Genomic DNA, 13,766 nt, shown 5'->3' with positions numbered 1-13,766 from the left:
CCTGACCGCAACTGGCAGGGGATGCGCGCTTGACCGCCGACATACGCTTTTTCTGGGCACGGCTTAACGCGAATTACTGGTTCTATCCGGCGCTGTTCTCGATCATCGCGGCAGTGCTGGCCTTCGGCATGGTCGGGCTGGACCGTGCCGGCTTCGCCGAGTTCCTGAACGACGTCGACTGGCTAGTACCGGCCCGACCCAAGGGTGCATCGGACATGCTGACCGTGATGGCGGCCAGCATGATCGGGGTGGCATCTACCGTATTTTCGATCACCATTGCCGCGGTCGCCTATGCCAGCGGGAATTACGGGCCGCGCCTGCTGACCAATTTCATGGAGGACCGCGGCAACCAGTTGAGTCTGGCGACCTTTATCGGCAGCTTCGTCTACGCGCTGATCGTATTGCGCGCGGTGCGGGCAGAGGACGAAACGCCTGCCGCTGCGACCGATGCAGCGGCCACGGCACTCCCGGGCTTTACACCGCAACTCTCGCTGCTTGTCGCCTATGCACTGATGGGCCTGTGCGTTGCGGTACTGGTATTCTTCCTCAACCACATTCCGTCCAGCATTCGCATCAACAAGGTGCTGGAGGGCATCGGCGAACGGCTGCTTCGCATCATTCGGGAAACCTATCCGGTCGAGGATGAATTCGGCGACGCGATCGAACCCCGCGGTGGCGAGGCGCTCACCGCCTGGGGGACGGGGTATGTTCAGCTGATCGACTTCGAGGAACTTGAGGCCATCGCCCGCGATTGCGGCTGCACTTTCTCGCTGCGCGTTCGCACAGGCGATTTCGTTCACCGCGACATGCCCTTGATGGATATCGATGGATGCACTCCCGACAGCATTGAGGGCAGGACACGCGATTGCTTTACGCTCGGCTCCACCCGCACGCCCGAACAGGACCCGCAATTCCTGATCGACGAACTGGTGGAGATCGGCTTGCGCGCGCTGTCGCCCGGGATAAACGATCCCTTCACCGCCATCACCGCGCTACACTGGCTCGGAGCGGCAACAGCGGAGATCGGGCGGCGCGACCTGCGCAAGGACATCTGCGGCAAAGATGCCGACGATTGCCCGGTGATCCCCCTGCCCGACAATTTCGATCATTACGTCAGCCGCGGCTTCGGCGCGATTCGCAGTGCAGTTGCCAGTTCGCCGACGGCAGCCGAGGTCATGCTCGATACGCTGGCCAATGCTGCCGTACCGATCCGCGACGCTCGGCGGCAGGCCGTGCTCAGGGAACAGGCGGAGAGCCTGGCCGATCAGGCGAGACTGGTCCTCATCGGACCCGATCTCGAGCGCTTCGAATCCCATGTGGCCCAGTTCAACAAGGCCTTCTGGTGATCGCTAGCGAACCCGCCCCGGCCTGCCCCGTGCTCGCGCGAGAACCAGCGCCGTACCTACAAGCACCATGCCGAGCACATCGAGCGGCACCAGCAGCTCATCGAATGCGAACCAGCCCACAAGAGCCGCTATCGCGGGCTGCGTCAGCAGCGCCATGCCGATGATAAGCGGCGAAAAGTGGCGCAAGGAGAAGACGAGCAGGCCCTGTCCGACGATCTGGCTGCTCAATGCGAGGACCAGCACCGGCGTCCACCCCGCCGCACCGGGCAGCACGGGCTCGCCGGCCGCCACCGCGATACCGAAAAGCAGCGGCGAGGCCGATAGGCTCACCAGCAGCAAGACCATCCACGGCCCGAGAACGGTCCGTGCGCGCTGGGCGGGCAGAAGGTAGCAAGCGTAGAACACCCCTGCGGCAAGACAGAACAGATCTCCGACGAATGTCGCTGCCGATATCTCAAGGCTACGGCCAAGCAGAATCGCAGCACCAGCCAGGGCCGCCAGCACGCCCCCGGCCTCTTGTCCCGTAGGTGCGCGGCGCGCTGCGACAAGCCCCCAGACCATCAGGATTACGCCTCCCGAATTGCCGAACAGTACTGCATTGGCGAGGCGTGTCCGCTCGATCCCGACATGCCAGCTGGCAAGATCGAGGGCAAAGAACCCGCCGGCAAACACGCACAGCAACGCGAGTTTCCGGTCCAACGGCGCCGCCGAGCGTGCCCGCCAAGCCAGCAAGGCCAGGATCGGCACCGGTAGCAGCAGGCGCCAGAATGCGGCCGCGACCGGTCCGGTATCGGCCAGGCGAACGAGCCACGGCCCCAGCGCCAGGGCGACGTTCCCGGCGATCAGCGCAGCAAAGTGCCATGCACCGGGCTGAAAGCCATTCTTGTCCGGCGTGGCGGTTGCGCTGCCCATGGCCCGCACCTAGCTCACTGGCCAAGCCGCGCCAGCAAAAAGGATTTGTCCCGCATGCACGATACTCTGTTCCAGCCGCTCACCATGGGTGCCCTCGAAGCCAAGAACCGCGTCTTCATGGCGCCACTTACGCGCGGTCGCTCGACCCAGCCGGGATCGGTGCCGAACGAGATGATGGCGACTTACTATCGCCAGCGGGCAAGCGCAGGGCTGATCATTTCCGAAGCCACCGGCATCAGCGTGGAAGGACTCGGCTGGCCCGCCGCCCCGGGTATCTGGAGCGAGGAACAAGTCGAAGGCTGGAAGCAGGTGACCGATGCCGTCCACGAGGAAGGCGGGCTGATCGTCCTTCAGCTGTGGCATATGGGCCGCCTGGTCCACCCGCTGTTCCTGGGCGGCAAACCGCCGGTCTCGGCCAGCGCGACAACCGCGCCCGGCCATGCGCACACTTTCGAAGGTCGCAAGGATTACGAACAGGCACGCGAGGCGAGTACCGAGGACATCAAGCGGATCGTCGAAGACTATCGCCACGCCGCCGAGAACGCGAAAAAGGCCGGCTTCGACGGCGTCCAGCTTCATGGCGCCAATGGCTATCTCGTCGACCAGTTTCTGCGCGACAGCACCAATCTTCGCACTGACGAGTATGGCGGTAGCCCGGAGAATCGGACGCGCTTCCTGCGCGAGGTACTGACCGCATTGATCGACGTCTGGGGGGCCGATCGCGTCGGAGTGCGCCTTTCGCCCAATGGCGAAACGCAGGGCTGCGACGACAGCAACCCGGCGGTCACCTTCGGCGCGGCGGCAAAGGTGATCGAGGAGCTGGGCGTGGCCTTCCTCGAACTGCGCGAGCCGGGGCCCGACGGAACCTTCGGCAGCACCGAGGTGCCCAAGCAGAGCCCACTCATCCGGCAGGTCTATTCAGGCGCCCTCATCCTCAACAGCGATTACTCACCCGAACAGGCCGTGTCGGATATCGAGGCCGGTCGGACCGACACGGTCAGTTGGGGCCGCGATTTTATCTCCAATCCAGACCTGCCCCGGCGATTCCGCTTCGGCGCCGAAATCGCACCCAATGTAAACGTTCCGCATAGCTGGTATGGTCAAGGTCCGGAGGGTTATATCGATTACCCGACGCTGACCGAACAAGAACCCGCTGCGGCCGAGTGATTCGCCCTGCGGCATTCGACTGGAGACGATGATGCGCTCGTGGATCCTGGTCCCGCCGGATAACGACAAGGCGCTCGACTCGATAGCCGGGTCGGGCGCCGATGCCGTGGTGCTGGATCTCGCGCGCGCAATGCCGCCCGCGCACCGGGCAAAGGCGCGGACCGAGGCGACAAACTGGTTGCGATCGCACCGTGAACAGGTCGTCGCTGCGCGCAAATTCGAGCGTTGGGTTCGGATCAGCGCGATGGATTCCGCCGACTGGCGCGAAGATCTCGATGCCGCAATGGAAGGTACCCCGCATGGCGTGGTTCTGTCGCATTGCCGTGGATCGGAGGACATTCGCCAACTCGCCTCGGTACTTTACGAGATCGAGGACCGCCACGGCATCGCGGCCAACATCACCTGCATTTTACCTGAACTGGGATCCACGCCGGCCAGCGCGCTCGCGATCGGGCGGTTGGCGGATGAGCTCCACCCCCGCGTCGCGGCGCTTACGTGGGATGCGGTGAGTCTGGCCCACACCTTCGGCGCACGGCGCTTGCGCGGTCCGGCGGGGCGCTGGAGCGACGCCTTGGCCTATGTCCGCGCGCAGGTGCTGCTCATCGCGCATGCCCGCGGGATCGGCGCAATCGAACACCCCTTTCGCGATATCCGCGATACCGACGCCGGGGTCCGCATTGCCGAGACCGCGCGTGCCGACGGCTTTACGGGAATGTTCGCCATTCATCCCTCGCAGCTCGCCGGGATCAATGCCGCCTTCGCTCCTCTCGAAAGCGAAGTTTCCGAAGCGCTCAAGATCGTCTCGGCCTTCGCCACCAATCCCGGCGCGACATCGCTGGCCATAGGCGACCGGCTCGTCGACCGGGCCGAACTGGAACGCGCCAAGCGCCTGATCGGCGAAGACTAGTCCGCGGCGGGTTCCACGCTCGCCCCATCCTCTGTATCGGAGAGGGAAAGGCTCTCGGGCTCCGGCTCGGGTGAAATCTGCTCGCTGCTCGTCGGCGCAGCGGATGACGATGATTGCTCTTGGCGCACCGGTGGCGACTGAGACCGCAACCGGTCGAGCGGGATCATTTCATCGCTGATCGTGCCGCCGATGACCTCACCCTTGGCGCCGCGCTCGGCCTCTGCCGCAGACTCCTCGGCAGGCCTGTCGCCTCCGCAGGCCGATAGCAGCAAAGCTCCTGCGAGGAGCACAGCGGTGGGTCTAGACATCATGGCAGTGCGCAGCCCTTTCCTTCAAGCGCCCCGAGGAAATCGCCGAAGCGGGCCTGCAATGCCTCATCGAATGCAGCGGGTGCAAGATCGATTCCGAGCCGCGCGAGGCTGGTGACGCCGAATTCCTCGATTCCGCACGGCACGATTCCCGCGAAATGCGCCAGATCTGGGGCTAGGTTCACCGAAAAGCCGTGCATCGTGACCCAGCGCCTCACGCGCACGCCGATCGCTCCGATCTTCGCTTCCCCTCCGTCGATATCGCGCGTCCAGATCCCGATCCGCCCCTCGCTGCGCCAGCTTTCGACGCCGATATCGGCGAGGGTCGCGATGACCCATCCCTCGAGCGAATGGACGAAACAGCGTACATCGCGGCCGCGTTCCTTGAGATCGAGCATCACATAGCCGACGCGCTGGCCCGGCCCATGATAGGTATAGCGCCCGCCACGCCCAGCCTTCACCACCTCGAAGCGAGGATCGAGCAATTCAGCCGCGTCGGCGCTGGTGCCGGCGGTATAAACAGGTGGGTGTTCCAGCAACCAGACCATTTCGCGCGCCTTGCCTTCGGCGATCGCGCGATTGCGGGCTGTCATTTCGTTCAGCGCATCGCGATAGCCGATCCGGCTCTGCTCGGCGCGCCACTCGATCGTTTCGGGAACATGGGGCGACATGCGCGATTGCGTGGCAACTGGCGAAGCGCTTATCAAGGGGCAAACGGGAGTACCACTGAATGAAATTCGATCTCGACACCGCCTGGAAGGATACAACCGGGCTTATGTCGCGCAATCTGGGACTGCTGGCGGTTATAGCCGGTGTCTTCATCTTCTTGCCCAACGCCGGGATTGCCATCGCGCTTCCCGAAATGGGAAATCTGGAAGATGCGCAGGCGAGCGGCAATTTCGATGCCATGATGGCCGCGATAAATGATCTTTACGCCAGCTACTGGTGGGTGTTCCTCATCCTTGCTCTGATACAAGGCGCAGGGCTCCTGGCCATGCTGGCGCTGGTACGGCGAAGGGCCAATCCAACCGTGGGCGAGGCCTTGTCGACGGGCGCGAAATCAGTGCCGTCTTATGTCGGCGCTCAACTGCTGCAAACGGCCCTCATCGCGATTGCCGTAACCCTACTCGTTGGCCTCGGCGCCGTTACGGGATTGCGCGCGCTGGCAGTGCTCGGGGCAGTGATCGCATTCGTGTTGGTCTGCTACATCGTGACAAAGCTCTCTCTCGCGGCGCCGGTGATCGCGATCGAGGGCGAACTCAATCCCATCAAGGCGTTACAAAGGTCATGGTCGTTGACCGGCGGCAACAGCCTAAGGCTGTTCTTCTTCTACCTGCTCTTGATCGTCGCGTTCATCGTGCTGTCGACGGTCATCTCGCTGGTGCTGGGGCTGATCTTCGCGCTTGCGGGTGAACAGGCGGCTTTGCTCGGCGAAGCAGTCATTTCGGGTCTGCTCAGCGCGGCGATGATCGTGGTGACTGCCTGCGTTCTCGCCGCGGCGCACACCCAATTCAACAGGCTGAAGGCCGCACCGCTTCCGCCGACCAACAACTAGCCCCGACGATCCTTCCAGCCCCAAAAAAGCTGGCAGGGGAGCACGTTCCACAGCTCGAATCCGCGATCGATCCGGCGGAAGTGCTTCGCCATGAGGTCGCGCGCCTTGGCCGAGAACTGGTAGACGAGAAATGCTCCGCCCGGGCGGATCACTTCGTGAGTCGCCTTGGCAATCGCCGGACCAACCCCTTCGGGCAGCGTCGAAAATGGCAATCCCGACAAGACATAATCCGCATGGTCATGGCCGTGCGCTTTGACGATCTCGACGACATCCGCCGCCGAGCCGTGGACCGCATGGAACCGGCTGTCGCGGAAATGTTTGCGCAGATAGTCGATGTAGAGCGGATTGGTATCGATCACGATCAGCGTTGCATCGCGCCGCATCCGATCGAGTACGGGCTGGCAGAAGGTACCCACGCCCGGCCCGTATTCGACGAAGATTTCGCACTGTTCCCAGTCGACCGGCGCCAGCATCTTGCGGATGGTGAACCGCGAGGAGGGCATGATCGAGCCGACCATGCGAGGCTCTTCGAGAAATCCGCGAAAGAACACGCCCCATTGGCCGAAAAAGCGTGCCGCGCGTTTGCGCAAACTTGTGCGCTCGATGACGCCAAGGCCCTGTTGTCCGGTCAAAATCGCAAACCCTGTGGTTGTTTCATTGGCCCGCCGGTCTGGCAGGCCCGCTGCGCCATTGCAAGCTGACGGGCACCGGCCTACCGCCGGTGCGATGGCCGATATCGACCCTACCAGCTCCGCAGCGCCGCCACGGGAAGGATCGAGAGCCATCCCGCGTGCGCGCATGGCGCTGCTCTTTGCGGTGATGCTGACCACTGCTGCGGGGAACACCGCGATGCAGTCGGTAATGCCATCGATCGGAACGTCGCTGGGGGTCGAGGACGTGTGGATCAGCCTCGCCTATAGCTGGTCGGCTCTGCTTTGGGTGATCTGCGCACCGATCTGGGCGCAGCGCTCGGACAGGCGCGGGCGCAAAGCGATGATGGCCCTCGGCATGCTCGGCTTCATCGCCAGTTTCCTGCTGTGCGGAATCATACTGTGGCTGGGCCTCGCCGGCTTCCTCGCGGCATTCTGGGCCTTGCTGCTCTTCGCTGCGGCAAGAAGCCTCTACGGCGGCTTCGGCAGCGCCGCACCGCCCGCGGTTCAGGCCTATGTCGCCAGCCGCACGCCGCGATCGGAACGTACGCAAGCCCTCTCGCTGATCGCGTCCAGCTTCGGCCTGGGGACGGTCATCGGACCTGCGCTCGCCCCGCTGATGGTGCTTCCGTTCTTCGGTCTTGCCGGCCCCTTCCTGATCTTTGCGCTGATCGGGACTGCCACCCTGGTCGCCCTGCGTCTGCGGCTGCCCAATGACGAGCCGCAATTCCCCGCCAGGGGCAGCGCCTTTGACGCGCCCTATTCCGGCAGTCCTACCGCCGAGGTTTCGAAGGACGAGCAGGAAGAGGACGAGAGCGCCCCGGCAAAATTGCGCTGGTTCGAACCGCGGCTGCGCCCATGGGTCGTATCGGGCCTAATCGGCGGGCACGCCCAGGCAATGATTCTCGGAATTGCCGGCTTCCTCGTGCTCGACCGGCTCGGATTGCGCGGCGATCCGACTGCCGGGGCAGGCCCGGTCGGGCTCGTCCTCATGTCCGGTGCCATTGCCACCCTGCTCGCCCAATGGGGGCTAATCCCGCGGCTCGATCTCGGCCCGCGCGCGGCATCGCTATGGGGCATTGCGATTGCGGCCCTCGGCACGATTGTGTTGGGCCTGGGGCAGAACCTGCACACGATCGCGCTCGGCTATTCGATCGCCTCGCTGGGATTCGGCCTGTTTCGCCCCGGCAATACGTCGGGCACATCGCTGGCGGTCACGCGCGCCGAGCAGGGGCAGGCCGGCGGCGTCACAGCCTCGGTCGCAGGGGCGAGTTTCATCTATGCCCCTGCGCTCGGCGTCTTGCTGTACAATGTCTCGGACTGGCTGGGCTTCGGCCTGATCGTCGCGCTTTGCGCAATCGTTTTCGCTTATGGGTGGAGCGCGCTCCAGGCCGACAGCATGCTGACGCGAGACAGGCGCTGACGCCTTAGATGATTTCCAAAACGCGATCCTGCGGGCGACACAGGCGAACGCCCTTTTCGGTTTCCACCAGCGGGCGTTCGATCAGGATCGGTTCTGCCGCCATTGCGGCGAGCACGGTTGCGTCATCTGCGTCAGGGAGGCCACGCTCCTCGGCATCGGTCCCGCGCATACGCAAGCCCTGCTGTGGCGTGATCCCCGCATCGGTATACAGCTGGGCGAGCTTTTCCGCGCTTGGCGGATCTTTGAGATATTCGACTATCGTCACATCCACCTTCGAAAGGTTTTCGAGAATCGCGAGCGTCTTGCGTGACGTGCCGCATTTGGGGTTGTGCCAGATGGTCGCTTTCATGAGCCTAATCTCCTCCGTGTCGGGCGACGACTAAGCGAGTGTTGCGATCAGTGAAAGTCACGCTTGCGATTTTTTCATGCAGACAAGACTTGCAAGTGCGAATGGCTCTCAATAGCAGGCCTGCATCGATTGAGAATCACTCACAACATAAGAAAGTCTTCCATGAGGGATCGTTTTTCGCGCGCCGCGCTCCTCGCAGGTGCCGCCTTCGTCTTCGCCGCAACCCCCGCTCACGCCGATGAGAGCGTGCAGCCCGAACGCGACTATCTGCCGACCGACATCGTGGTTACCGGCGATCGCGGCACGGGCTACGACAATGAGGACGGCTCCACCGCGACCAAGACGCCGACCCCGCTGATCGACGTTCCGCAGGGCGTCAGCTTCATCACCGAAGACCAGCTCGAGGATCAGTCGATCCGCCAGCTGAACGAAGCGCTGCGATATGTCCCGGGCATCAGCATGGAAACCGGCGAAGGGCACCGCGACGAGGTTTTCATTCGCGGCCAGGAAACCACCGCCGACTTCTATATCGACGGCCTGCGCGACGATGCGCAATATTACCGCTCGCTCTACAACATCGAGCGCGTCGAAGTGCTCAAGGGCGCCAATGCGCTGATCTTCGGTCGCGGTGCGGGCGGCGGCGCGATCAACCGAGTGTCCAAGCGCGCCGATCTTGCCGGTCAGGCGATTTCGGGCGAGGCCTCGGTCGACAGCTTCGGCGCCTTCGCGCTGCTCGGTGACGTCAACCAGCCGCTGTCCGACAGCGTAGCGCTGCGCGTCAACGGAACCTATGAAGAGTTCGACAGCCACCGCGACTTTTACGAAGGCCGGTTCATCGGCATTTCGCCGACCATCACCGCCCAGCTCGGTCCGCAGACCACGCTGATCGCCACTTACAGCTATGACGACGACCAGCGGGTCACCGATCGTGGCGTGCCCTCGGATGGCGGCACCGGCCCGCTGCGCGGCTTCGACGACACCTTCTTCGGCGATCGCGACTTTAACGAAGCCGAAGCGCAGGTCCATATCGGACGCATTCGTCTCGAACACGACTTCGGCAGCGGTCTGACCGCCAATGCCACAGTGCAATATGCCGATTACGACAAGGTCTATGCCAACATCCTGCCGACCGGCGTGGACACAGCCGCCAACACCGTCTTCCTCGGCGGCTATCGCGACTACACCGATCGCGAAAACTGGATCGGCCAGGGGAACCTCGTCTGGCAGACCGGAAGCGACACGATCGAATCGACCCTGCTGCTCGGCTTCGAGGCCAGCCGCCAGGACACCCTCAACGGTCGCGACACGGTCAGCTTCACCCGTGCGCCGGACCCGAATGGGCTGGATCCGAACGAAACGCCGCTGGCCGATACGATCTTCGTGCCCCCCTTCGCGCTCAACATCGGCGCGCGTGCGCGCGATTCGCAGCTCGAGACGCTCAGCTTCTACATCCAGGAGCAGCTCCAGATCGGCGATCACATCGAACTGGTCGGCGGCCTGCGCTGGGATCGCTTCGACCTCGAGACCGTCAATCTGAACACCAGGGTCAGCGGCGACCGCGTGGACGAAAAGGTCAGCCCGCGCCTCGGCCTGATCGTCAAGCCGAACGCGGACCTTTCGATCTACGCTTCCTATGCGGAGAGCTTCCTGCCACAGGCAGGCGACCAGTTCCTTCTGCTCAGCCCGACCTCAGCGCAGTTCGAACCGGAAAAGTTCACCAATTACGAGCTCGGTCTCAAGTGGGCGCCGCTCGACAAGGTGCTGGTGACGGCGGCGATCTTCCGCCTCGACCGCAGCAAGACGCCCTTCACCGACAGTCTCGGCAATACTACGCTGACGGGTGAGAGCCGCGTCGAGGGCTTCGAGATCGGCGCAGTCGGCGAGATCACCGACTTCTGGAAGGCCAATGTCGGCTATACCTATCTCGACGGCGAATTGCGCACGGCCAGCCGCTTCGGCCCCGCCGGTCAGCGCCTGCAGCAGACGCCAAAGCACCAGATCGCTGCCTGGAACCGCTTCGACGTGACCGAAGCGCTGGGCTTCGGCCTTGGGGTGATCCACCAGTCGGACCAGTTCGCGAGCTTCTCGAACACGGTCGAACTGCCGAGCTACTGGCGTGTCGATGCGGCGGCCTATTATACGGTCAGCGAGCGGCTCAGCGTGCAGCTCAACATCGAGAACCTGTTCGACGAGACCTACTATCCGAGCGCGCACGGCAACAACAATATCCAGCCCGCCGAACCCTTCAGCGCACGGATCGGTGTGCGGTTCGAAATCTAGCCGCTAATCGTCGGGGGCGCTGATTGCGGGAACTTCCCGCGCGGCGTCCCCGGCGCTTATTCCGGGTGCCGGCGCAGCGCTGATCGTCTCGCTGCGGCGCGCCACACGGGCTGCCCGCTGCACCGCACGGACCAGACGGGGATAGACGCCGCAGCGGCACAGGTTCGGGATCGCGGACTTGATCTCCTCGTCGGAGGGCGCCGCGGTCTTGGACAGCAGGGCGCTGGCAGCCATGACGATCCCCGGCGTGCAATAGCCGCACTGGATCGCCTGCTCAGCGACCATCGCCTGCTGCACCGGATGCGACCGGTCGCGGCTCAGCCCCTCGATCGTGGTGATGAACCGGCCCTCGGCTTCGGCGATGGTGATCAGGCAGGATCGCAGCGCCTCGCCATCGACATGGACCATGCAGGCCCCGCAATCGCCCTCGCCGCAGCCGTATTTCGTGCCCGTCAGATTGGCCGCATCACGCAGTGCCCACAGCAGCGGCGTGTCGGGGTCCATCAGGAAGCGCACCGGCTTCCCGTTGACGGTCATGCTGGTCATGCAGCGGGCGCCTTGGCGCTAGAGCTCAGTACTTCCAGCTGTCGTCGATCTTCGACACGCGGCGTTTCCACGCTTCGAAATCAAACACGCCGGCCCCGCCCTGCGACTGCATCACCGACAGGTCGCGCTGGTGCACGTCGACCACCTCCTGCGGGACGACATTGGCCGCGCCCTGACTGAGCGTGGCGATCTGGATCTCGCAGGCGCGCTGCAGCGCCCACATCTTCACGAACATACCGGGGATGGTTTTGTCCATCACCACCGGCCCATGATTGCGCAGCATCAGGATCGAGTGATCGCCAAGATTCTCGACCAGCCGCTCGCCCTCTTCCGGGCGAACCGTGACGCCTTCGAAATCGTGATAGCCGATCTGGTTCTGGAAATTGCAGGCGTAGAAATTGGTCGGCACCAGCCCGTCCTTGTGACTGCATACCGCCATGGTGGCAGTGGTGTGCACATGACAGATCGCATTGGCGCGTTCGCCCAGGTGCTTGTGGAAGTAGGCATGCTGGGTGAAGCCGGCCTTGTTGACCATATATTGCGACGGGCCGACATTGTTGCCCTCGACATCGATCTTGACCAGGTTCGAGGCCGTCACTTCGTCATAGAGCAGGCCGAATGGGTTGATGAGGAAGGTGTCGTCCTCGCCCGGCACGGCAACCGAGATGTGATTGTAGATGCTTTCGCCCCATCCGAGATGCTCGAAAATGCGATAGCATGCCGCCAGGTCCTGCCGCGCCTGCCACTCGGCATCGCTGCATTCGAAATCGCGGGACTTCATCTGGGTGGCCATGGCGTCGTCTCTCCGTAAGGGGTTTTGTTTCGAGACCTGTATCGCATGAGGACGCCGTGGTCCGCAAGCAGGCAGGACTTCATGCTAGGCAAGCTTGTCGTCGCCCGCTAACGCCCCGTCCGATGAGCGAGATGGCAAAACTCACCCGCGGCAGCATTCGCGGCCATCTCCTCGGCCAGACCATGCCCATGGTGTTCGGCGTCGCGGCGATCATGTCGGTCGGTCTGATCGATGCCTATTTCATCGGTCAGCTAGGGGCAAAGGAGCTGGCCGCGGTCAGCTTCATATTCCCGATTACGATTGCACTATCCAGCCTGGGCGTCGGCGTCATGGTCGGAATCAATTCGGTCATTGCCCGCGCGTTGGGCGAAGGCGATGTCGCACGTGCGGAGCGGCGAGCGAATTTCGGTGCGGTCTTCGCGCTGGGAACGGGCGTCGTCATGGGGCTGGCACTCTACGTCCTGCTCGACCCGCTGTTCCGGCTGATGCAAGCATCCGAGCAACTGCTCCCGCTGATCGGCGAGTACATGCGCCCCTATGCGCTGGGCCTTCCCGTCATGCTGTTGCAAATGGGGCTCAACGGCGTGCTGCGCGGGCAGGGAGAGGCACGGAAGACCAGTTACGTTTCGATCACCTATTCCCTTGCCAATTGGGTGCTCGATCCGATCCTGATCACCGGCGCCTTCGGTTTCGGCGGTTTCGGCGTAGCGGGCGCGGCCTATGCGACGATCGCGGGTTTCTTCATCGCGATCCTCGTCGCGCTGTGGCTGATCAAGGGCGCGCAACTGCAGATCCATCCCGCGGCGATCCGCGAATGCGATGTCGGCGCATCGAGCCAGGCGATCCTGTCGGTCGCCGGCCCCGCCGCCTTTTCCAATGCGATCAACCCGATAGGCCTTTCGGTGCTGACCGCCTTGCTCGCCAGCCAAGGCGAGGCTGCGGTGGCCGGGTTCGGCGCGGCAGGAAGGCTTCAGAGCTTCGCTGTCGTGCCGCTACTCGCGCTGTCCGGTTCGATCGGGGCGATCGTCGGCCAAAACTGGGGCGCGCGCCGGGCCGACCGGTCGCGCCGGGCAATGTGGTGGTCGGGCTTGTTCTGCATCGGATACGGCCTTGGCACGGCGGTCCTGCTCTATGCGACCGGGGGATGGTTCGCGCGCTTTTTTACCGAAGATCCCGCGGTCATCGAGCAGTTCACACGGTATCTCGAGATTTCGGTCTGGGGTTATACGGGTTTTGGCCTGCTGATCGTCGCCAACGGCGCGCTCAATGCGGTCGACAAGGCCAGCTTCGCCCTTGGCCAGAGCGCGGCGCGCGTGTTTCTCGTGATGCTCCCCTTCGGTTGGATCCTGCGCCCGGACTGGGGGCCGGACGCAATCTATGCGGCAGAACTCGTCGCCAACCTCGCGGGCGGGGTTTTGGCCGCTTTCGTTGTCTGGAAAGTCCTGCGTGCGGGGCCGGAAGATGCTCGCCCCCGGCCAAACCAATAGTTAACCATCTTGGTCCATAGCCTTTCGCGATCGTACGAGGGGC

14 protein-coding genes are annotated in these 13,766 nt (G+C 63.7%); 7 read left to right on the top strand and 7 right to left on the bottom strand.

Going from position 1 to position 13,766, the window contains the following annotated elements:
* Nucleotides 1-29: 29 nt before the first annotated feature.
* A complete protein-coding gene (locus tag ACQY4G_RS08145) occupies nt 30-1,346 on the top strand; it encodes a DUF2254 domain-containing protein (RefSeq protein ID WP_421990137.1) in 1,317 nt (438 codons plus the stop codon).
* A 3-nt stretch (nt 1,347-1,349) separates the two neighbouring features.
* On the opposite strand, the gene ACQY4G_RS08140 is transcribed toward ACQY4G_RS08145, so the two are convergent.
* Entirely contained in the window at nt 1,350-2,258 is a 909-nt protein-coding gene (locus ACQY4G_RS08140) for a DMT family transporter (RefSeq protein WP_421990135.1), read from the bottom strand.
* A 54-nt stretch (nt 2,259-2,312) separates the two neighbouring features.
* Between ACQY4G_RS08140 and ACQY4G_RS08135 the strand changes: the two genes are divergently transcribed.
* Nucleotides 2,313-3,425, top strand: coding sequence for an alkene reductase (locus ACQY4G_RS08135; protein ID WP_421990133.1), 1,113 nt, complete (start codon nt 2,313-2,315; stop codon nt 3,423-3,425).
* Nucleotides 3,426-3,456: 31 nt separating this feature from the next.
* A complete protein-coding gene (locus ACQY4G_RS08130; RefSeq protein WP_198147644.1) occupies nt 3,457-4,332 on the top strand; it encodes an HpcH/HpaI aldolase/citrate lyase family protein in 876 nt (291 codons plus the stop codon).
* Here ACQY4G_RS08130 and ACQY4G_RS08125 read toward each other — a convergent pair.
* The gene (locus ACQY4G_RS08125; protein WP_421990131.1) at nt 4,329-4,643 is read right to left on the bottom strand and encodes a hypothetical protein; all 315 of its coding nucleotides are present in this window, start codon (nt 4,641-4,643) and stop codon (nt 4,329-4,331) included. The two genes, ACQY4G_RS08130 and ACQY4G_RS08125, sit on opposite strands and share 4 nt — an antisense overlap.
* Nucleotides 4,640-5,311, bottom strand: coding sequence for a lipoyl(octanoyl) transferase LipB (gene lipB, locus ACQY4G_RS08120; RefSeq protein WP_291175136.1), 672 nt, complete (start codon nt 5,309-5,311; stop codon nt 4,640-4,642). The genes ACQY4G_RS08125 and lipB overlap by 4 nt, the downstream gene beginning before the upstream one ends.
* Before the next feature lie 59 nt (nt 5,312-5,370).
* On the opposite strand from lipB, the gene ACQY4G_RS08115 reads away from it, so the two are divergent.
* On the top strand, nt 5,371-6,195 hold the full coding sequence (locus ACQY4G_RS08115) for a glycerophosphoryl diester phosphodiesterase membrane domain-containing protein (protein ID WP_421990129.1): 825 nt from the start codon (nt 5,371-5,373) through the stop codon (nt 6,193-6,195).
* Here ACQY4G_RS08115 and ACQY4G_RS08110 read toward each other — a convergent pair.
* On the bottom strand, nt 6,192-6,800 hold the full coding sequence (locus tag ACQY4G_RS08110) for a class I SAM-dependent methyltransferase (RefSeq protein WP_421993590.1): 609 nt from the start codon (nt 6,798-6,800) through the stop codon (nt 6,192-6,194). The genes ACQY4G_RS08115 and ACQY4G_RS08110 overlap by 4 nt on opposite strands.
* A gap of 121 nt (nt 6,801-6,921) precedes the next feature.
* Between ACQY4G_RS08110 and ACQY4G_RS08105 the strand changes: the two genes are divergently transcribed.
* The gene (locus ACQY4G_RS08105) at nt 6,922-8,268 is read left to right on the top strand and encodes an MFS transporter (RefSeq protein WP_421990127.1); all 1,347 of its coding nucleotides are present in this window, start codon (nt 6,922-6,924) and stop codon (nt 8,266-8,268) included.
* 4 nt (nt 8,269-8,272) lie between these two features.
* On the opposite strand, the gene ACQY4G_RS08100 is transcribed toward ACQY4G_RS08105, so the two are convergent.
* A complete protein-coding gene (locus ACQY4G_RS08100; protein WP_421990125.1) occupies nt 8,273-8,617 on the bottom strand; it encodes an arsenate reductase family protein in 345 nt (114 codons plus the stop codon).
* Between the two features lie 162 nt (nt 8,618-8,779).
* Between ACQY4G_RS08100 and ACQY4G_RS08095 the strand changes: the two genes are divergently transcribed.
* Nucleotides 8,780-10,897, top strand: coding sequence for a TonB-dependent receptor (locus ACQY4G_RS08095; RefSeq protein ID WP_421990123.1), 2,118 nt, complete (start codon nt 8,780-8,782; stop codon nt 10,895-10,897).
* A 3-nt stretch (nt 10,898-10,900) separates the two neighbouring features.
* Here the strand turns inward: ACQY4G_RS08095 and ACQY4G_RS08090 are convergent, their stop codons facing one another.
* Both ACQY4G_RS08090 and ACQY4G_RS08085 read right to left on the bottom strand, forming a co-directional pair.
* Nucleotides 10,901-11,443, bottom strand: a complete 543-nt coding sequence (locus tag ACQY4G_RS08090; RefSeq protein WP_421990121.1) for a (2Fe-2S)-binding protein — start codon at nt 11,441-11,443, stop codon at nt 10,901-10,903.
* Nucleotides 11,444-11,468: 25 nt separating this feature from the next.
* Nucleotides 11,469-12,236, bottom strand: a complete 768-nt coding sequence (locus tag ACQY4G_RS08085; RefSeq protein ID WP_067690638.1) for a class II aldolase/adducin family protein — start codon at nt 12,234-12,236, stop codon at nt 11,469-11,471.
* 131 nt (nt 12,237-12,367) lie between these two features.
* Here ACQY4G_RS08085 and ACQY4G_RS08080 point away from each other — a divergent pair, with 131 nt between their 5' ends.
* Nucleotides 12,368-13,723 carry an MATE family efflux transporter gene (locus ACQY4G_RS08080; protein ID WP_421990119.1) on the top strand — a complete coding sequence of 452 codons (1,356 nt, stop codon included), beginning with the start codon at nt 12,368-12,370 and terminating at the stop codon, nt 13,721-13,723.
* Nucleotides 13,724-13,766 lie beyond the last annotated feature (43 nt).

It is taken from the genome of Qipengyuania sp., assembly GCF_965277845.1.
In the GTDB taxonomy this organism is placed as follows: Bacteria; Pseudomonadota; Alphaproteobacteria; order Sphingomonadales; family Sphingomonadaceae; genus Qipengyuania.
Note: the sequence above shows the minus strand (reverse complement) of the source record. Positions and strands in the feature narration are given on the sequence as shown.